Here is an 18,473-nt window from a genome sequence, read left to right as displayed (position 1 = left end):
CGCGACTCGTGTCAAGTGGGCCCCATGGGAAAATGGGATCCGTGTTGATCACCGGATTTCCCGCCGGCATGTTGCAGTGCAACTGCTACGTGCTGGCTGAGCGGCCGGGAACGGACGCCGTCATCGTGGATCCGGGTCAGCGGGCGATGGCCCCGCTGCGGCGCATCCTGGACGAGAACCGGCTGACGCCGGCGGCGGTGCTGCTGACCCATGGGCACATCGACCACATGTGGTCGGCGCAGAAGGTTTCCGACACCTACGGGTGCCCGACCTACATCCATCCCGAGGACAGGTTCATGCTCAAAGACCCGATCTACGGCCTGGGCCCACGGCTGGCGCAGCTGGTGGCGGGCGCCTTCTGGCGGGAGCCCAAGCAGGTCGTCGAGCTCGACCGCGACGGCGACAAGCTCGACCTGGGCAGCGTGACGGTCAACGTCGACCACACCCCCGGGCACACGCGCGGATCGGTGGTGTTCCGGGTGACCGGGGACAAGGACTTGGTGTTCACCGGCGACACGCTGTTCGAGCGGTCGGTCGGGCGCACCGATCTGTTCGGCGGCAGCGGGCGCGACCTGCTGACCTCGATCGTCGACAAACTCCTGGTGCTCGACGACGCGACGGTGGTGCTGCCGGGGCACGGCAACGCCACCACCATCGGCGCCGAGCGGCGCCTCAACCCCTTCCTCGAAGGCCTGTAACCGGTGGCGGAATTTTCTGCGCCCAAGGGCGTGCCCGACTACGTCCCGCCGGACTCGGCCCAGTTCGTCGCGGTGCGCGACGGACTGCTCGGGGCCGCCCGCCGCGCCGGTTACGGCGATATCGAGCTGCCCATCTTCGAGGACACCGCGCTGTTCGCGCGCGGCGTGGGCGAGTCCACCGACGTGGTGTCCAAGGAGATGTACACGTTCGCCGACCGCGGCGATCGTTCGGTGACGCTGCGGCCCGAGGGGACCGCCGGCGTGGTCCGCGCCGTCATCGAACACGGATTGGACCGCGGCGCGTTGCCCGTCAAACTCTGTTACGCGGGACCGTTTTTCCGCTACGAACGCCCGCAGGCCGGCCGCTATCGCCAGCTGCAACAGGTCGGCGTGGAGGCGATCGGCGTCGACGACCCGGCCCTGGACGCCGAGGTCATCGCCGTGGCCGACGCGGGTTTTCGCTCCCTGGGGCTCGACGGCTTCCGGCTGGAGATCACCTCGCTCGGCGACGACAGCTGCCGACCGGCGTATCGAGAACTGTTGCAGGAGTTCCTGTTTGGGCTCTCGCTTGACGACGAGACGCGCCGGCGCGCCGAGATCAACCCGCTGCGCGTCCTCGACGACAAGCGACCCGAGGTGCGGGCCATGACGGCCGATGCGCCGGTGCTGCTCGACCACCTGTCCGATGCGGCCAAGCAGCACTTCGACACCGTCCTGGCGCATCTGGACGCGCTCGGGGTGCCCTACGTCATCAACCCGCGCATGGTGCGCGGGCTGGACTACTACACCAAGACCACGTTCGAGTTCGTGCACGACGGGCTGGGCGCGCAGTCGGGCATCGGCGGCGGGGGCCGCTACGACGGCCTGATGCGCGAGCTCGGCGGACAAGACCTGTCCGGCATCGGATTTGGGCTCGGCGTGGACCGCACGCTGCTGGCGCTGCGGGCCGAGGGCAAGAGCGTGGGGACGGCGGCGCGCTGCGAGGTCTTCGGGGTGCCGTTGAGCGAGCAGGCCAAGCTGCGGCTGGCGGTGCTGGCCGGTCAACTGCGGTCCGCCGGGGTGCGCGTCGACCTGGCCTACGGCGACCGCGGGCTCAAGGGCGCGATGCGCGCGGCCGACCGGTCGGGCGCCCGGGTCGCCCTGGTGCTGGGCGACCGCGATATCGAGGCCGGCACGGTCGGGGTGAAGGACCTCGGGACGGGGGAGCAGTCGGCCGTCGCTTCGGAGACCGTTGTCGCCGACGTGCTTGCGCGGCTGGGCCGGTAGCCCGTTTCGGGCCTGGTAGGCGGTTTGTCGGTTGCCTGTGGCATAGTCGAACGTATGTTCGATGAGGTGCGGCGGCGTGCGGTGATCGCGGAGCTTGATGAGCTCGTTGAGCGTTGTCATCCGTCGTCGACGCGGGAGTCGGCGGCGTTGTTGGAGCACCTCGGGGTTGTGGCGCGGGTGGAGAATCGGGCGGCCGCGGCGCAGTTGGTGGCGATCGGGGAGTTGTTTGCCTACCGGCTCTCGCGCTGTGCGGAGACCGAGGAGTGGGCGGTGGACACCGAGGCGGCGGTGGCCGCCGAGGTGGGCGCGCAGTTGCGGATCGGCCAGGGCCTGGCCGCGAGCCGGGTGCGCTACGCCCGCGCGATGCGCGAACGCCTGCCGAAAGTGGGGGCGGTGTTTGCCGCCGGGGATATCGATTACCGGATGTTTCAGACCATCGTGTTCCGCACCGATTTGATCGTCGACCTCGAGGTGTTGCGTTCGGTGGACGCGGTGTTGGCGGCCAATGTGGGCCGGTGGCCGTCGTTGAGTCAGGGCCGGTTGGCCGCCCAGGTCGACAAGGTCGTGGCCAAAGCTGATGTGGATGCGGTGCGGCGGCGCCAGGAGCGCGCGGCCGGCCGGCAGGTGTGGATGGCCGACATGGGCGATGGCCTGGCCCATCTGGAAGCCACCCTGTACGCCCCGGACGCCCACGCGCTGGATCGGCGCCTGGATGGGTTGGCGGCCACGGTGTGTGCGCATGACCCACGGACTCGGGAGCAGCGCCGCGCTGATGCATTGGGGGCGTTGGCCGCCGACGCCGATCGGCTGGGGTGTCGCTGCGGGCGCGCGGATTGTGCGGCCGGGGGGCGGGCCGCGGGCCCGGTGACTGTCCATGTGATCGGCGAACACGCCACCCTGGCCGGCGCCGGCGCCACGCCGGGTGCCGAGATCGGCGCGGAGGGATTGATCCCGCCGGAGGTGCTCGCCGAGCTGGCGGCCTCGGCCACACTGGTGCCGTTGACCCATCCCGGCGACGCGCCACCCGAGGCGGGGTATGTGCCCTCGCGGGCGCTGGCCGATTTTGTGCGGTGTCGGGATCTGACGTGTCGCTGGCCCGGCTGTGATCGCCCGGCTACCGCCTGCGATGTGGACCACACCATCCCCTACGCCGCCGGTGGGCCCACGCATGCGTCGAATCTCAAGGCGCTGTGCCGTACGCATCATTTGGTGAAAACGTTTTGGGGCTGGCAGGAAAAGCAGCTGCCCGATGGCACGCTGATCTTCACCTCCCCGGCCGGGCACACCTATGTGACCACCCCGGGCAGCGCGCTGTTGTTTCCCAGCTTGTGCGCGGCCACCGGCGCGATCGCGGCCCCCGAAGCCGACCCACCCCCGAACCACTGCGCCCAGCGCACCGCGATGATGCCCCAACGCCGCCGCACCCGCACCCAAGACCGCGCCACCCGCATCGCAGCAGAACGCAAACACAACCGAACGGCTCGCCTGGCTGAAAGGCCTTCGTACGCTTGGTATTCCGAATCGACTCACGCCGTGGGGGACGGGGAGCCGCCGCCCTTCTAGCGCGCCGGCGCGGGCCGGCGCGGCCCGGTCATTTCTTGCTGGGAATGACGATCACCACGATCAGGGTGAGGATGGAGAAGAACAGTCCAAGGATTCCCCATCCCAGCGGATTGCGGCCCTTCATCATGGCGATGACGCCGCAGACTATTGCGGCGATGATGCTGCCGATCGCGACGAAAATCCCTTTGATGCCACGCAGAATGAAGCCGGCGGCGACGGGGTCCGAACTCGCCAGAACCATCGAATGCAACATGTCGGTCCCTCCTGCCGCCGGGCTTACAGCACGATTCCCCGCGGATAACCGCGGCGGACGGTGCGGTCGAGAATTCCCAGGGTCGCCCGCAGCGCGCCCTCGGACAGGATCGGGAAAATCCCGGCTTCCCGCCACTTGGGGTCGATGTCCGACCAGTCGTAGAACGAGGTGACCACGGTGGCCGAGGCGTCTTCGGTCGGCGCGAGCGCGTAGCCGTACACATGGCCGATCGGTGGCTGGATCTGACCGAGCACCGTCCACGCGATCAGGCGGTCCTGCTCGAACTGCTTGATCTCGACGGTGACGTCGTACTTGCCCAGTTGCGGAAAGTCGTTCAACGACTCGCGATCCATGTGCACGACGAAGCGGTCACCGACGCCGCGCACCGGATCGCCGTCGGCATCCTGGAGCATCCCGGACGAATCGATCGCCACGTGGCCCTGCGGGTCGCACAGCACGGCGAATATGTCCGACGCCGGTGCGGCGATGGTGCGGGAAGTCTCGATGCGTTCGGTCATAACTCCTCGCGGCTGACGTCCGGGGCGACGATCCGCAGCTTAGCCCCGCGCGGTAGGCGGCAGAAGCGGGCTAATGCGGTGAGTTGACCAGATAACACTGCACGCGGCGAACGGCGTCGTCCCGGTTGACGCCCATGTTCACCAGCCTCTCAACCACTTCGGCGGCCGGCACACCCGAAATGATGTCGTGGTCGATCACATGGACGCTGGGGAACCACACGTCTGCACTCACGCCCGGCGGCGGGGGCTTGGTGTCGCCTCCGACGCATTGGGCATAACCGACGGCGCCGGTTTCCGCGCCGGCCGGCGACGCCCCAATCAGCACAACGACGGGAATGCCAACCGCCGCCGCGACATGGATCAAACGCATGCGTGCAACACCCCGCCTTCGGTTCGGTCACCCGAAAATAATCTGGTTTGCTACCGCGCACAAGGCCGGGCTTCGGCGGCGCAGCGGGGCGGATGGGCCATGGCACTTGACTGTATCTCGAACTGATGTTCGAATAGCGGGATGCGGTGGGCAAGCCAGGCCGTCGCGGTCAACGGGAAACCGGTCGAGGACGGGGCGCTGCCGGGGCTGCAACGCATCGGCTTCGTCCGCAGCGTGCGCTCGCCGCAGTTCGACGGCATCACCTTTCACGAGGTGCTGTGCAAGTCCGCGCTGAACAAGGTGCCCAACGCGTCGGCCCTGCCGTTCCGCTATACGGTCAACGGCTACCGCGGCTGCTCGCACGCCTGCCGGTACTGCTTCGCCCGGCCCACCCACGAATACCTGGAGTTGGACTGCGGCAACGACTTTGACACCCAGGTCGTCGTCAAGACCAACGTGGCCGAGGTGCTGCGTCGCGAGCTGCGCAGGCCGTCGTGGCAGCGCGAGACCGTCGCCCTGGGCACCAACACCGATCCCTACCAGCGGGCCGAGGGGCGCTACGCGTTGATGCCCGGCATCATCGGCGCCCTGGCCGAATCGGGCACCCCGCTCTCGATCCTGACCAAGGGCACCCTGCTGCGCCGCGACCTGCCGCTGATCGCCGACGCCGCGGCGCAGGTCCCGGTGTCGGTCGCGGTGTCGCTGGCGGTCGGGGATGCCGAGCTGCACCGCGACGTCGAGCCCGGCACGCCCACGCCACAGGCGCGGCTCGGCCTGATCGGCGCGATCACCGCCGCCGGGCTGAACTGCCACGTGATGGTCGCGCCGGTGCTGCCGTATCTCACCGATTCCGCCGAGCATCTCGACGCGCTGCTCGGCCAGATCGCGGCCGCCGGCGCCGGCAGCGTGACGGTTTTCGGCCTGCACCTGCGCAGCTCGACCCGCGGATGGTTCATGTCGTGGCTGGCGCGCTCGCATCCCGAACTGGTCGGCCGCTATCGCGAGCTGTACCGGCGGGGCGCCTACCTGCCGCAGGGTTATCGCGACATGCTACGCGAGCGCGCCGCCCCGCTGATCGCCAAGTACCGGCTCGCCGGCGATCATCGCCCGTTCTCCCAAGCGGTTTCGGCCGAAACGCCGCAACCCGTTCAGGAGACGTTGTTTTGAGCTAGCTTTTGTCGCGGCGCGGCTTGGTCAGGGTGAATTCGTCGATCACGACCATGTCGCCCAGCGGGCCCCGCAACGCGTAATGCGTCGCCTTGATCGAGGTATTGCCGCCGGGGCGGCCCGGGTCGACGTCGAAAGCCGCGAAGCCGTAAGGGTTGTCGCGGTCGCGGAACGCCGACCACGGCGCGTCCTCGAGGACGTAGATCGGCGCCTTGCGCCGCAGCCCGGGGTCGAACGCCCCCACGCCGGTGACCACCCGGCACCGGGGTTCGGGAAAGAACATTGCGTTGCTCGGCGCCGAGGTGCCGCCGCCGCCGATGACCAGATGCACCGTGCCCCGGGTGGAGTCGATGAGATCGCTTCGGGTGTCGACGGGGATCGGCGTGCGGGTGTCGGTCCCCAGCGCGCCCCGCACGGGATGCGAGCGTTCGTAGTGGTGCTCGTGGCCGCACAACACCAGGTCCACCTGGTACTGGTCGAACAGCGGCAGCCATTCCTCCCGGATGCCCAGGTCGGCCCCGTTGGTCTTGTCGGCGGTGGAGATCGCCGTCTGGTGCATGCACACGACCACCCAGTCGATATTCGGGTCGCTCCGGGACGCGGCGAGTTCGCTTGCCAGCCAGCGCCTTTGCTCTCCGCCGGAGTAGCCGTGCACGTAGGAGTTGCCACCGTCCTGGTAGGCCACATCGTCGTTGGCCAGGCTGATCACCCGCACCGATCCGGCGGTGAACGAGTACCACAGGCCGCGGGTCTGGGGGCTGGACCCGGAATCGGGCACCGCGAAGTAGGTCTGATAAGCGCCGTAACCGATCGGCCCGTTGCCCAATTCGTTCTCGTGGTTGCCGGCCGCCGGCATCCAGGGCCGGTGGCGGGCCGAGCGGGTGTTGTTGTCGAACCAGTTCGACCAGGTCCGGATCCGGTTCTGGGCCAGGTTGGCGTAGCACAGGTCGCCGTTGACCAGGTTGAACAGCGGGCCGAGGCGCTCGATGGCGATGGTGGTGTCGGCGGCCGCCGGCGAGCCGATGTTGTCGGTCGCATAGCGGCCGTCGGGCATCTTGGCCAGAGCCGGCGTGGACTGGTCGCCGAAGCTGGTGAACCGCAAGGGCTTTCGGCCCGACGGCGCCGTTCGTACGGTGCCCTGTTCCGGTTCGGCTCCGTCGTGCACCGCGGCGTACACGTAGTCGGTGTCCGGGGTCAGGTCGGTCAGCCGGGCGTGGTTGACTCGAACTTCGGTGCCCGACTTGGCGTCCCGGTACGTGCGGGTCTCGGCGGCCACGGTGCGGCCGAAGCCGGATGTCGGCGTACCGAGCAGGACGCGCGGATTGCGGACGGCGTCGGTGGTGTGCCAGGACACCACCACCTCGGTGGCGGCGTCCCTGCCGAATTGCAGGTGCAGCCCGCCGATCGGTGGCGCGCCGTTGCGGTCGGACTGCAGCCAGGCCGCGGGCCCGCGGGGGCCGGCGGGCTGCGACCACAGCAGCGCGGCGCCGCCCACCCCGACGCCGCCGAGAACCGCGGAGGCCGCACTCGATGTGAGTAACCGGCGGCGGCTGATGCCGGCATGTTCCGAATCGTCGCTCACTCCTGCTTCATACCGCAGCCGCGCGACCTGAAGGTGAACGCCCCGCGTGGTAGAGGCCGTTTCCCGGATACGGCGGTAACGGATTCGGTAGCGTTTGAGATATGACGAACGTGCGAATAGCGACCACGGGGATCGCGGCGGCGACGTTTGCCGCGGCCGCTGCGATGATTGCGACGCCCGCCACCTCCCACGCGGATCCCGCCGGCCACCAGGTGACGTACACGATCACCGCCACCGGCAACCTGACCGGCAACGTCAGGTACATGAACAGCGATCCGCCCAGCCAGGCGGCCTTCAACTCGAACTCGTCGCAGTTCCTGAACACCGTGCAGACGGCGTTCACCGCCGGGCAGCCGCTCGTCTACAACGCCACCCTGGCCGACCCCAACCAGTGGGCGTTCGTCAACGCCAGCGGTGGATGCCACTGGCCGGACTGCGACTCGTCGAACATGCCGCAGATTCAGTGCCAGATCGCGGTGGACGGCCAGGTCGTGGTGACCCAGAGCGCCACCACCGGAGTCACCTGCTCGACGCGTCCCTGGTAGCCACGACGACGACCTCGGCGGGTTCGGCGCCGACGGCCCGGACCTGGTGGCCGATCGAGGCGTCGAAATAGGCGCTGTCGCCGGGCCCGAGGGTGAACGTCTGATCCCCGTAGTCGAGCTCGACGGTCCCGGCGTGCACGAACAGGAATTCCTGACCCGTGTGCTCGGGATGGGGGTCGTCGGCCGGCCTCTCGGTCGGGCGAACCACGAACGGCGACATCGACTTTCCCAGCACCGACGAGGCCAGCACCCGGTAGCGCTCACCCTCCGCACTGGCGGCCCGTTCGACGGTGATCTTCTCGTGGGCCGCCTCCTCGGAGAACAGCCGCCCGACGTCGACGTCCAGCGCCTTGGCGACCTTGAGGGCGACCGCGATCGACGGCGTGCTGCGCCGGCGTTCGATCTTGGACAGGTAGCTCTTGGTCAGCCCGGTCTGCTGGGCGAGGGCCTCGAGAGTGAGGCCGCGTTGCTTGCGGACCGCGCGCAGCAGTGCCGTCACCGGCCGCCCCTCTCATGACATAAGGTTTCCTATAGTGATACTATCGTGTCATATCGCCGAGGGAGCCCGTTATGGCCAGCACGTTCACCGATTCGAAATCCGACTTGATGCGCCGCGCGGCCGAGCAGTTGACGACCCTTCAATCCAAGGACGCCGCCGATGCGCCGCTGACCACCCGCCAGAAGCTCGCCCTGACGTGCCGCGCCCTGTTCGACGCCGGGCACGATTCCGGGTTGGCCGGGCAGATCACCGCCCGCGCCGAGCGGGACGGCACCTACTACACCCAGCGGCTCGGTCTGGGCTTCGACGAGATCACCGACGCCAACCTGCTTTTGGTCGACGAGGACCTCAACGTCCTTGAGGGAGACGGAATCGCCAACCCCGCCAACCGCTTTCACAGCTGGATCTATCGCGCCCGCCCCGATGTGCAATGCATCGTGCACACGCACGCGTTCCACGTGGCCGCGCTGTCGATGCTGGAAGTTCCGCTGATCGTGTCCCACATGGACACCACGCCGCTCTACGGCGACTGCGCGTTCCTGGAGAAATGGCCCGGCGTGCCGGTCGGCAACGAGGAGGGGGAGATCATCTCCGCCGCGCTGGGGGACAAGAAGGCGGTCCTGCTGGCCCACCACGGCCACGTCATCGCCGGCGCCAGCGTCGAGGAGGCGTGCTCGTTGGGCATCCTCATCGAGCGCGCCGCGAAACTGCAGCTGGCCGCGATGGCCGCCGGCACCGTCAAAGAGCTACCCGAGGAGCTGGCCCGCGAGGCCCACGACTGGACACTGTCGCCGCAGCGCAGCCGCGCCAACTTCGCCTACTACGCCCGCCGGGCCCTGGCCCGGCACCCGGACGCGCTGACCAGCTAACCCGTTATCCGCCAACCGAATCCGAGGAGCCCGCCTGTGGCGCAAACGTCCGAGCCCAAGATCCACGGCATCATCGCCTACCCGGTAACGCCGTTCTCTGGGGACGGCATCGACACGAAACGCCTTGCGGCGCTGGTCGATCGGCTGGTGTCGGCCGGCGTTCATGCGATCGCACCGCTGGGCAGCACCGGCGAACTCGCCTATCTCGACGAACCCGAATTCGACACCGTGGTCGACACCACCATCGCCACCGTCGCGGGCCGGGTGCCGGTGGTGGTCGGTGTGTCGGATGTGACCACCGCCAAGACCATTCGGCGCGCCACCTACGCGCAGCAGGCCGGGGCCGACGCCGTGATGATCCTGCCGGTGTCCTACTGGAAGCTGACCGAGCGGGAGATCTTCCAGCACTACCGCAGCATCAGCGATGCCATCTCGATCCCGATCATGGCCTACAACAACCCGGCCACCAGCGGCGTCGACATGCCGCCCGAGTTGCTGGTGCGCATGTTCGAATCCATCGACAACGTGACCATGGTCAAGGAGTCCACCGGCGACCTGACCCGCATGCAGCGCATCGCCGAACTGTCCGGCAATCGGCTGCCCTTCTACAACGGCAGCAACCCGCTGGTGCTCGACGCGCTGAAGGCCGGGGCGTCCGGATGGTGCACGGCCGCACCGTGTTTGCGGCCGCAGCCCTGCATCGACCTCTACGAGGCGGTGCGCGCGAACGACCTCGACACGGCGCAGAAGCTCTATGACGACCTCAAGCCGCTGCTCACCTTCATCGTCGCGGGCGGGCTGGCCACCACCGTCAAGGCCGGCCTGGAGCTGCTCGACTTCCCGGTCGGGGATCCGCGCGCGCCACTGTTGCCGCTCGACGAGGCCGGCCGGGGCGAACTGAAAGGCCTACTGGCTTAGCCCGATTGGGCTACTCCTCCTCACCCCGCTGCGCGGGCTGCATCGTCGTAGGGCTAACCCGATTGCCCTACTCCTCCTCACCCCGCTGTGCGGGCTGCATCGTCGTAGGGCTAACCCAAGTCGGGTGCGGAGAAGGTGTCGCACTGCTTCGGATCACCGGTCTGATAGCCGACGGTGAACCAATGCTGCCGCTGCTCGGCCGAGCCGTGGGTCCAGCTTTCGCTGTTGACGCGCCCGGTCGCCTGTTTCTGGATGCGGTCGTCGCCGACCGATGCGGCGGCCGATAGCGCGTCGCGAATGTCCTCGTCGGTCAACGGATTCAGGAACGGCGTGCCGTCCTTCTGGTTGACCGTCGCTGCGTAGTGCGCCCAGATGCCGGCGTAGCAGTCGGCCTGCAGCTCGGTGCGCACGCCGTTGCCGCCGGCGCCCTTGGCCCCCTGCTGGGCGCGGCCCAGGTCGCCCTGCAGCTGCTGCACGTGATGACCGTATTCGTGGGCGACGACGTATTCCTGCGCGAAAGCGCCGTTGCTGGAATGCAGCTGCTTGACGAGCACATCCTGAAAGAAGCTGGTGTCGAAGTACGCCGTCTGGTCGGCCGGGCAGTAGAACGGCCCGACGTCGGTGGTGGCCGGTCCGCAACCGGTGCTCACCTGGTCGCTGAACAGGCGCACATGGGGGCGGGTGTAACCCGGCATCAGCTGATGCCACACCGCGTCCACCGAATTGCCGGTGGCGACCACGCGGCATTGCACGTACTTGTTGGCGTCGGCGCCGGTCTTGCACTGGCTCAGGTCGAAACCGGGCGCGGAATAGCCGCCGGTGTTGGTCTGCGGCTGGTTCATCACGCGACCGGGGTCGACGCCCAGAAACAGCGCCCCGAGCAGGATGATCAGCCCGAGGCCGCCGCCCCCGACGGCCATCCCCATCCCGCCACCGCCGGACGACGATGCTGCGCTGGTGTCGATCTGCATGCCCTCGTTGAAGGTCATGACACGCTCCTAAGGTTGCCGGGTCGCAAGGGAGTCGGTGTAGCTACGCAGGTTGCGCAGGTATCGGCGCAGGGCCAGGTTCAGCAGCGGCCCGACCACGACCATCGCCAGCTTCGCCGGGCCGGCCGGCTTCTGGGCCATGGTCCACGTCAGCCGGCAGCCGCCCGGGATGGCCTCGACGCGGTAGTCCTCGGCGAAGGCCGCCACGGACTTGGTCGAGCATTCATTGAAACGAAAAGCCATGTGCGTGAAGGGTTCCCACGCGAGGAATTCCTCGTTGCCGACGATGCCGCCGCGCATCTCCACGACGCGGGTGGTGCCGACGCCGCGGGGCTCGGGGCTGGTCCAGGTCACCTTCGTGATCACCTTCGCCCAGCGCGGCCAGGATGCCGCGTCGGAGAGCACCTCGAACAGCTGCTCGGGGGTGATGGCCAGGTCGACGCTGTTGCGGAACGCAAATGGCGCCGATTCGATGAAGTTCACGTCGACGCGCTCGCAGGGGAACATGAAATTAATCTAGCCGGGCCCGTCGCTCGCCGCGGCCAACAACGGCACCACGACGTCGCTGATCGGTGTGGCCAGGCCGTGGGCCCGGGCCTTGCGGATGATCACGCCGTTGCGGACGTCCCATTCCATCGGCCGGTGGTTTTCCGCGTCCGTCAGGATCGACGTGCCCATGTCCTCTGGGGCGTTGCGGAACAGGTCGGTCAGCTCGTCGGCGATGCCGTCGGGAAGCCGGGCGCCCTCGGCCCGCGCGACGGCCAGGCATTCGGCGAGGTAGCGGCGCGACAGCGCGGCCACGTCGTCGCGGCGAAACATCCCCGACCGCCGGCGCGACAGCGCCATGAACCCGGCCAGCGCGTTGGTGAGTAGCTTGCGCCAGCCCGCGGTGATGATGTCGGGGTCGCAGTCCACCCGGCAGCCGGCGCCGCGCAGCAGTTCGGCGACCGTCTCCGCCGAGGGCCCGCTGGGCAGCACCAGGGCCGCCTCGCCGCGCAGCCGCACCCAGCCGTCGGGCTGGGTCTCGGCCGAGTACCAGACGATGCCGGGGATGACGGGGGATCGCGGGCAGTGCGGCTGCACGTGCTCGACCTGCTCCACACCGTTTTGCAGCACGACGACGATGGTGTGGACGTCGCAGAGCCGGGTCAGCCAGCCGGCCGCCTGGTTGTTCTGGGTGGCCTTGACGGCCAGCAGCACCACGTCGACCGGGCCGGAAACCTCGTCGGGATCGGTGTGCACCGGGCCGGGGACGACGATCGGGTCGGCGCCGTCGGGCCGCAGTTCGATGCTCTCGCGCGGGGTGCGGCCGCACACTACGACCGAATGTCCGGCCCGCGACAGCAGCGCGGCGACCGTCGTACCGACGGCGCCCGGACCGACGAGTGCGATGTTTGTGGCGATACGAGCGAAACTACACCGCCCCTTAGACTGATCTGTCGTCCAACGTAAAGGGGAGTGTTTTTGTGCTGCGCAGCCACGCCGCCGGGTCGCTGAGGAGTAGCGACGCCGGGCAGCAGGTGACGCTAGCGGGCTGGGTGGCCCGCCGCCGCGACCACGGCGGCGTCATCTTCATCGACCTGCGCGACGCCTCCGGGATCACCCAGGTGGTGTTCCGCGCCGAAGACGTGCTGGCCCAGGCGCACCGGCTGCGCGCCGAGTTCTGCGTCGCGGTCTCCGGCGTGGTCGAGATCCGCCCGGAGGGCAACGCCAACCCCGAGATCGCGACCGGTGAGATCGAGGTCAATGCGACCGCGCTGACCGTGCTGGGGGAGAGCGCGCCCCTGCCGTTCCAGCTCGACGAGCCCGCCGGCGAGGAACTGCGGCTGAAGTACCGCTACCTGGATTTGCGGCGCGACGGTCCGGCGGAGGCAATTCGGTTGCGCTCCAAGGTGAATGCGGCCGCGCGTGCGGTGCTGGCGCAGCACGATTTCGTCGAGATCGAAACGCCGACGATCACCCGCTCGACCCCGGAGGGCGCGCGCGACTTTTTGGTGCCGGCCCGGCTGCACCCCGGCTCGTTCTACGCCCTGCCGCAGAGCCCCCAGCTGTTCAAGCAGCTGCTGATGGTGGCCGGGATGGAGCGCTACTACCAGATCGCCCGCTGCTACCGCGACGAGGACTTCCGCGCCGACCGCCAGCCGGAGTTCACCCAGCTCGACATGGAGATGAGCTTCGTGGACGCCGAGGACATCCTCGCCATCTCCGAGGAGATCCTCTCGGCGCTGTGGGCGCTGATCGGGTACCAGATCCCGACGCCCATCCCGCGGATCAGCTACGCCGAGGCGATGCGCCGGTTCGGCTCCGACAAGCCCGACATGCGATTCGGACTCGAGCTCGTCGACTGCACAGAGTTCTTCAAAGACACCACATTTCGCGTCTTCCAGGCACCCTACGTCGGTGCGGTGGTGATGCCGGGCGGCGCGTCGCAGCCCCGCCGGACGCTGGACGGCTGGCAGGAATGGGCCAAGCAGCGCGGCCACCGCGGGCTGGCCTACGTGCTGATCGCCGACGACGGCACGCTGGGCGGCCCGGTCGCCAAGAACCTGTCCGACGCCGAGCGCGACGGCCTGGCCGCGCACGTGGGGGCCGAGCCGGGGGACTGCGTCTTCTTCTCGGCGGGCCCGCCGAAGCCGTCGCGGGCCCTGCTGGGGGCGGCGCGCGGTGAGATCGCGCACCGGCTGGGCATGATCGATCCGGACGCCTGGGCGTTCGTCTGGGTGGTCGACCCGCCGCTGTTCGAACCCGCCGACGACGCGACCGCGGCCGGCGACGTGGCCGTCGGCTCCGGGGCGTGGACCGCCGTGCATCACGCGTTCACCTCGCCGAAGCCCGGGCATGAGGACGCGATCGACACCGATCCGGGCAACGTGCTCGCCGACGCCTACGACATCGTCTGCAACGGCAACGAGATCGGCGGCGGCTCGATCCGTATCCACCGCCGCGACATCCAGGAGCGGGTGTTCGCGGTGATGGGGCTCGACCACGCCGAGGCCGAGGAGAAGTTCGGATTCCTGTTGGAGGCGTTCACCTTTGGCGCGCCCCCGCACGGCGGGATCGCGTTCGGCTGGGACCGGATCAACGCCCTGCTGTCGGGGGTCGACTCCATCCGCGAGGTGATCGCGTTCCCGAAGACCGGTGGCGGCGTCGACCCGCTCACCGATGCGCCGGCGCCGATCACCGCGCAGCAGCGCAAGGAGTCCGGAATAGACGCCAAGCCCGAAAAGGTTGACCGGGCATGACCGAACACCTGCCGGACACCGACACTATTAATGCCTTCAACCGGGCCATCGTCGACGAGTTCCGCGTCAACGGCGGCAAGGTCGGCGGCCAGTTCGAGGGCGCCAACCTGCTGCTGCTGCACACGACCGGCGCCAAGTCCGGCCAGCCCCGGGTGTCCCCCCTGGCGTACTTCGACATCGACGGCAAGCTCATCGTCATCGGCTCCTTCGCCGGGGCCCCGGTCAGCCCGGCCTGGGTGCACAATTTGCGGGCCAACCCGAGCGCCCGCGTCGAGGTCGGAACGGACGCGTTCGACGTGACCGCGCGCGAGCTGCCGACCGACGAGCGTGACGATCTCTTCGACAAGGTCACCGCCGCGGCGCCCGGGTTCGCCGAGTACCAGGCCAAGACCAGCAGGGTGATTCCGCTGTTCGAGTTAATCCGGAACTAGCCGGTGGGCGCTTCGCGGCCGGCGGTGCCCTCGAGGGTCCTCGCCGCCGCGCGCGCGGGCGGCAAGCGGTTGCGCGCGGTCTGGTTCAACCTGGTGCAGACGTCGGCGGCCGCGGGCGTGTCCTGGTACCTGACCCACGATGTCCTCGGCCACCCGCAACCGTTCTTCGCGCCGATCGCCGCCGCGGTGTCGTTGTCGACCAGCAACGTGCTCCGCGCACAGCGCGCCATCCAGATGATGATCGGGGTGACCCTCGGCATCGGGCTGGGCTCGGCGGTCCAGGGCCTGCTCGGGCCCGGCGCGGTGCCCATCGCGATCGCCGCGTTCATCGCGCTCGGCGCCGCGGTGTTCATCGGGGGCGGCTTCATCGGGCACGGGATGATGTTCGCGAACCAGACCATCGTGTCGGCGATCCTGGTGCTGGCCCTCTACCACGGCGGCGTCGGGCTGGAACGCATCTTCGACGCGCTGATCGGCGGCGCGGTGGCCATCGTCTTCGCCGTGCTGCTGTTTCCCGCCGACCCGCTGGCACTGCTGCGCGGCGCGCGCGTCGGCGTGCTGGCGGTGCTGCACGACGTCTTGGCGCGCGCCGCCGACGTCGCCGCCGGGCGCAAAGCCGCCGCGCCCGACTGGCCGCTGACGGCCGTCGACCGGGTGCACGAACAGCTCAGCGGCCTGCTCGAGGCGCGCACCACCGCCCGCCACGTCGTCGCCATCGCCCCGCGCCGATGGGGCCTGCGCGACGCCGTGCGCGCCTCCGATCACCAGGCCGTGCACGTGGCCCTGCTGGCCGGCTCGGTGCTGCAGCTGGCCCGCGCCGTCGCCCCCGCCCCCGACGTCGGCCCCGAGCCCCCGGCCCCGCACGTGCCCGCGGTGCTGGTCGTGCTCGCCGCCGCGACCGCGCTCGCCGACCGCGACGCCGCCGGCGCCTGCGCATACACCGCGTCGGCCCGCCATCACGCGTCGCAGTTGCCGTCGGGCGCCGGCGCGAAAACCCAGGCGATCCTCGCCGACGCCGTCGGCGCCTGCATCGACGACCTGCAACGGGTCATCGACCTCCGGCCCGTGTGAGCCTCACCGCGAGTCGGCCAAGAACTCCTGCACCAATTTCCGCGGCGCCTGCGTCAGCCACGCCTCGGTGATCAGCTCCTGGAGGTCGCGCACCGAGATCTCGGCGAGGTTGACCAGCACGGCGGGGTAGCCGTCGAAATGCGGAGTGGTGAAGTAGGTTTGCGGCTCGTCGTCGATCAGCGCGAACTTGACTCCCTCGTCGGACACCCGAACGCCGAGGATGTCGCCGCGCGGCGGCTCCGGGCCGTAGCGGGCCAGGGCCTCGCGTTCCGAGGGCCGCAGCGGCCGCTCCCAGGCCAGCAATTTCTTGCCGACCCGCCAGTCGTGCGGCGACGGCTCGGAGGTGAGGGCCAGCTCGCCGACGATGCGGGCGACCTCGTCCCAGGTGGCCACTCCTCGATTGTGCTCCCGTTTCCGGCCCGTTGCCGTCATATCGGCAAACCGCCGCCGCCGGCAGTCCGTAGCGGCCCGGTGTGTGATGTGATCAGCCTGTGTCTGAAGCAGACGCCGGGTCCGCCCGCCGGCATCGAGTCACCCACCGCACCGAATACCGCTACTCCGACGTCGTGACCAGCTCGTACGGCCGCGGGTTTTTGACCCCGCGCGACTCGCTGCGGCAACGCCGCGTCGCCCATCGGCTGATCATCGAGCCCGCCCCCGCCGACAGCTCCACCAGCACGGACACCTACGGGAACATCAGCTCCTACTTCCACGTGACCGAGCCGCACAGCGTCTTGAAGGTGGTCAGCGATTCGGTCGTCGACGTCTATCCGCCGGCGCCGGGCCTGTACGCCGCCGGGGCGGCCGTGCAGCCGTGGGAGGACGCCCGGCCGGCGGGACGGATCGGGGCGCTGGCCGCCGAGTTCACCCTGGACCTGGATCCGCCCGAGATCACCGACGAGGTCCGCGAGTACGCGGCGCCCAGCTTCACGCCCGGACGCCCGCTGATCGAGGTGCTGCGGGATCTGGCGTCCCGGATCTTCACCGACTTCACCTACCGGTCGGGGTCGACGACGATTTCGACCGGCGTCGCCGAGGTTCTGGCGGCCCGGGAGGGGGTATGTCAAGACTTTGCCAGGCTGGCGATCGCCTGCCTGCGCGCCAACGGTTTGGCGGCCAGTTACGTGTCCGGCTACCTGGCCACCGACCCGCCGCCCGGAAAGGATCGGATGATCGGCATCGACGCCACGCACGCCTGGGCCGCGGTGTGGACTCCGCAGGACCCCGGCCAATTCGAGTGGCTGGGGCTCGATCCCACCAACGACCAGATGATCGACGAGCGCTACATCGTGGTGGGCCGCGGCCGCGACTACGCGGATGTCCCGCCGCTGCGCGGCATCATCTACACCGACTCCGAGCACAGCGTGATCGACGTCGCCGTCGACGTGGTGCCCTATTCAGACCCCATCGAAGGCGACTTCTCGCATGCGTGACTTCACCTGCCCCAACTGTGGCCAGCGCCTGACGTTCGAGAACTCGACGTGCCTGAATTGCGGTAGCGCGCTGGGCTTTTCGCTCGAACAGATGGCGTTGCTGGTGATCTCCGACGGCGAGGCCACCGAGCACGCCGGCGTCGTGCCCGCCAGCGAGTACCAGCTGTGCGCGAATCTTCAGGTGGCCGAATGCAATTGGCTGGTGCCGGTCAACACCCCGCGATTGTTGTGCGCGTCGTGCGCGCTGACCGCCGAGCGGCCCAACGACGCCGACGCGGTCGGCCTGGCCGAGTTCGCCCGGGCCGAGGCGGCCAAACGACGGCTGATCGCCGAGCTGCACGAGCTGAAGCTGCCGATCGTCGGGCGGGACAAGGATCCCGACTACGGGCTGGCCTTCCGGCTGCTGTCCAGCGCACACGAAAACGTGATGACCGGGCACCAGAACGGGGTCATCACAATCGATTTGGCCGAGGGTGACGACGTGCACCGCGAGCAGCTGCGGGTCGAGATGGACGAACCGTACCGGACCCTGCTGGGCCACTTCCGCCACGAGATCGGGCATTACTACTACTACCGGTTGATCGCCCCGTACCGCGACCGCCTGGAGCGGTTCAACGAGCTCTTCGGCGACCCCGACGCCGACTACCAGGCGGCGCTCGACCGCCACTACAGCGAGGGCGCGCCCGACGGCTGGCAGGACCACTTCGTGTCGTCCTACGCCACCATGCATGCGAGCGAGGACTGGGCCGAGACGTTCGCCCACTACCTGCACATCCGGGACGCGCTGGACACCTCGGCGTGGTGCGGGCTGGCGGCGGCGTCGGCCACCTTCGACCGCCCCGCGTTGGGGCCCAGCGCATTTCAGACGATCATCGACATGTGGCTGCCGTTGTCGTGGTCACTGAACATGGTGAACCGGTCGATGGGGCACGACGACCTGTACCCGTTCGTGTTGCCGGCCGCGGTGCTGGAGAAGATGAAGTTCATCCACACCGTCGTCGACGAGGCAACGTCGGAGTCCCGGGGACCCGCGTCCGTGGCGGGTTAGCCGATGTGCTT

At 69.0% G+C, this 18,473-nt stretch carries 21 protein-coding genes; 12 read left to right on the top strand and 9 right to left on the bottom strand.

Annotation, left to right across the window (positions count from 1 at the left end; all coding sequences use genetic code 11):
- The first annotated feature begins 41 nt into the window (after positions 1–41).
- Genes OCU_RS40930 through OCU_RS40920 form a run of 3 tightly spaced genes read left to right on the top strand, consistent with a single transcriptional unit; the run spans position 42 to position 3,527 of the window.
- Positions 42–698: an MBL fold metallo-hydrolase gene (locus tag OCU_RS40930; protein WP_009954373.1), complete on the top strand. Its 657-nt coding sequence runs from the start codon at positions 42–44 to the stop codon at positions 696–698.
- 3 nt (positions 699–701) lie between these two features.
- Positions 702–1,964, top strand: a complete 1,263-nt coding sequence (gene hisS, locus OCU_RS40925; RefSeq protein WP_008258300.1) for a histidine--tRNA ligase — start codon at positions 702–704, stop codon at positions 1,962–1,964.
- Between the two features lie 54 nt (positions 1,965–2,018).
- Positions 2,019–3,527 (top strand): HNH endonuclease signature motif containing protein, encoded by a 1,509-nt coding sequence (locus OCU_RS40920; RefSeq protein WP_014380511.1) that lies wholly within the window; start codon positions 2,019–2,021, stop codon positions 3,525–3,527.
- A 28-nt stretch (positions 3,528–3,555) separates the two neighbouring features.
- Here OCU_RS40920 and OCU_RS40915 read toward each other — a convergent pair whose 3' ends face one another.
- The 3 genes from OCU_RS40915 to OCU_RS40905 form a co-directional block, all read right to left on the bottom strand.
- Positions 3,556–3,780, bottom strand: a complete 225-nt coding sequence (locus OCU_RS40915) for a hypothetical protein (RefSeq protein ID WP_008258295.1) — start codon at positions 3,778–3,780, stop codon at positions 3,556–3,558.
- Positions 3,781–3,803: 23 nt separating this feature from the next.
- On the bottom strand, positions 3,804–4,298 hold the full coding sequence (locus OCU_RS40910) for an SRPBCC family protein (protein WP_008258294.1): 495 nt from the start codon (positions 4,296–4,298) through the stop codon (positions 3,804–3,806).
- 70 nt (positions 4,299–4,368) lie between these two features.
- Positions 4,369–4,668 (bottom strand): glycosyltransferase family protein, encoded by a 300-nt coding sequence (locus tag OCU_RS40905; protein ID WP_008258293.1) that lies wholly within the window; start codon positions 4,666–4,668, stop codon positions 4,369–4,371.
- Between the two features lie 141 nt (positions 4,669–4,809).
- Between OCU_RS40905 and OCU_RS40900 the strand changes: the two genes are divergently transcribed.
- Positions 4,810–5,835, top strand: coding sequence for an Rv2578c family radical SAM protein (locus tag OCU_RS40900; RefSeq protein ID WP_008258292.1), 1,026 nt, complete (start codon positions 4,810–4,812; stop codon positions 5,833–5,835).
- Between the two features lies 1 nt (position 5,836).
- Here OCU_RS40900 and OCU_RS40895 read toward each other — a convergent pair whose 3' ends face one another.
- Positions 5,837–7,435 (bottom strand): purple acid phosphatase family protein, encoded by a 1,599-nt coding sequence (locus tag OCU_RS40895; protein ID WP_176476842.1) that lies wholly within the window; start codon positions 7,433–7,435, stop codon positions 5,837–5,839.
- Between the two features lie 83 nt (positions 7,436–7,518).
- Here OCU_RS40895 and OCU_RS40890 point away from each other — a divergent pair, with 83 nt between their 5' ends.
- Positions 7,519–7,962 (top strand): hypothetical protein, encoded by a 444-nt coding sequence (locus tag OCU_RS40890; protein ID WP_008258290.1) that lies wholly within the window; start codon positions 7,519–7,521, stop codon positions 7,960–7,962.
- Here the strand turns inward: OCU_RS40890 and OCU_RS40885 are convergent.
- The gene (locus tag OCU_RS40885) at positions 7,937–8,461 is read right to left on the bottom strand and encodes a helix-turn-helix domain-containing protein (RefSeq protein ID WP_008258289.1); all 525 of its coding nucleotides are present in this window, start codon (positions 8,459–8,461) and stop codon (positions 7,937–7,939) included. The genes OCU_RS40890 and OCU_RS40885 overlap by 26 nt on opposite strands.
- A gap of 71 nt (positions 8,462–8,532) precedes the next feature.
- On the opposite strand from OCU_RS40885, the gene OCU_RS40880 reads away from it, so the two are divergent.
- Both OCU_RS40880 and OCU_RS40875 read left to right on the top strand, forming a co-directional pair.
- Positions 8,533–9,330 (top strand): aldolase, encoded by a 798-nt coding sequence (locus OCU_RS40880; RefSeq protein ID WP_014380510.1) that lies wholly within the window; start codon positions 8,533–8,535, stop codon positions 9,328–9,330.
- A gap of 36 nt (positions 9,331–9,366) precedes the next feature.
- Positions 9,367–10,248 (top strand): dihydrodipicolinate synthase family protein, encoded by an 882-nt coding sequence (locus OCU_RS40875; protein ID WP_009957662.1) that lies wholly within the window; start codon positions 9,367–9,369, stop codon positions 10,246–10,248.
- 110 nt (positions 10,249–10,358) lie between these two features.
- Here OCU_RS40875 and ypfJ read toward each other — a convergent pair whose 3' ends face one another.
- From ypfJ to OCU_RS40860, 3 genes are read right to left on the bottom strand one after another with little or no spacing between them, the layout of a single operon-like run.
- Positions 10,359–11,237 carry a KPN_02809 family neutral zinc metallopeptidase gene (ypfJ, locus tag OCU_RS40870; protein ID WP_009957661.1) on the bottom strand — a complete coding sequence of 293 codons (879 nt, stop codon included), beginning with the start codon at positions 11,235–11,237 and terminating at the stop codon, positions 10,359–10,361.
- Positions 11,238–11,246: 9 nt separating this feature from the next.
- Positions 11,247–11,744, bottom strand: a complete 498-nt coding sequence (locus tag OCU_RS40865; protein ID WP_008258281.1) for an SRPBCC family protein — start codon at positions 11,742–11,744, stop codon at positions 11,247–11,249.
- 9 nt (positions 11,745–11,753) lie between these two features.
- Positions 11,754–12,641 carry an oxidoreductase gene (locus tag OCU_RS40860; RefSeq protein WP_193375154.1) on the bottom strand — a complete coding sequence of 296 codons (888 nt, stop codon included), beginning with the start codon at positions 12,639–12,641 and terminating at the stop codon, positions 11,754–11,756.
- Positions 12,642–12,703: 62 nt separating this feature from the next.
- Here OCU_RS40860 and aspS point away from each other — a divergent pair, with 62 nt between their 5' ends.
- The 3 genes from aspS to OCU_RS40845 are packed head-to-tail and all read left to right on the top strand — an operon-like array spanning position 12,704 to position 15,981.
- Complete coding sequence (gene aspS, locus OCU_RS40855; protein ID WP_009957659.1) at positions 12,704–14,479, top strand: aspartate--tRNA ligase; 1,776 nt, start codon at positions 12,704–12,706, stop codon at positions 14,477–14,479.
- The gene (locus OCU_RS40850) at positions 14,476–14,910 is read left to right on the top strand and encodes a nitroreductase family deazaflavin-dependent oxidoreductase (RefSeq protein WP_014380508.1); all 435 of its coding nucleotides are present in this window, start codon (positions 14,476–14,478) and stop codon (positions 14,908–14,910) included. Before aspS ends, OCU_RS40850 begins: the two co-directional genes overlap by 4 nt.
- A 3-nt stretch (positions 14,911–14,913) precedes the next feature.
- A complete protein-coding gene (locus tag OCU_RS40845; protein ID WP_014380507.1) occupies positions 14,914–15,981 on the top strand; it encodes an FUSC family protein in 1,068 nt (355 codons plus the stop codon).
- Positions 15,982–15,984: 3 nt separating this feature from the next.
- Here the strand turns inward: OCU_RS40845 and OCU_RS40840 are convergent, their stop codons facing one another.
- Complete coding sequence (locus tag OCU_RS40840; RefSeq protein ID WP_014380506.1) at positions 15,985–16,374, bottom strand: MmcQ/YjbR family DNA-binding protein; 390 nt, start codon at positions 16,372–16,374, stop codon at positions 15,985–15,987.
- A 98-nt stretch (positions 16,375–16,472) separates the two neighbouring features.
- On the opposite strand from OCU_RS40840, the gene OCU_RS40835 reads away from it, so the two are divergent.
- Positions 16,473–17,414 (top strand): transglutaminase family protein, encoded by a 942-nt coding sequence (locus OCU_RS40835; RefSeq protein ID WP_014380505.1) that lies wholly within the window; start codon positions 16,473–16,475, stop codon positions 17,412–17,414.
- The gene (locus OCU_RS40830) at positions 17,407–18,462 is read left to right on the top strand and encodes a zinc-binding metallopeptidase family protein (RefSeq protein WP_009955931.1); all 1,056 of its coding nucleotides are present in this window, start codon (positions 17,407–17,409) and stop codon (positions 18,460–18,462) included. The genes OCU_RS40835 and OCU_RS40830 overlap by 8 nt, the downstream gene beginning before the upstream one ends.
- Positions 18,463–18,473: the final 11 nt, after the last annotated feature.

Source organism: Mycobacterium intracellulare ATCC 13950 (genome assembly GCF_000277125.1).
GTDB classification, from domain to species: Bacteria; Actinomycetota; Actinomycetes; order Mycobacteriales; family Mycobacteriaceae; genus Mycobacterium; species Mycobacterium intracellulare.
Note: the sequence above shows the minus strand (reverse complement) of the source record. Positions and strands in the feature narration are given on the sequence as shown.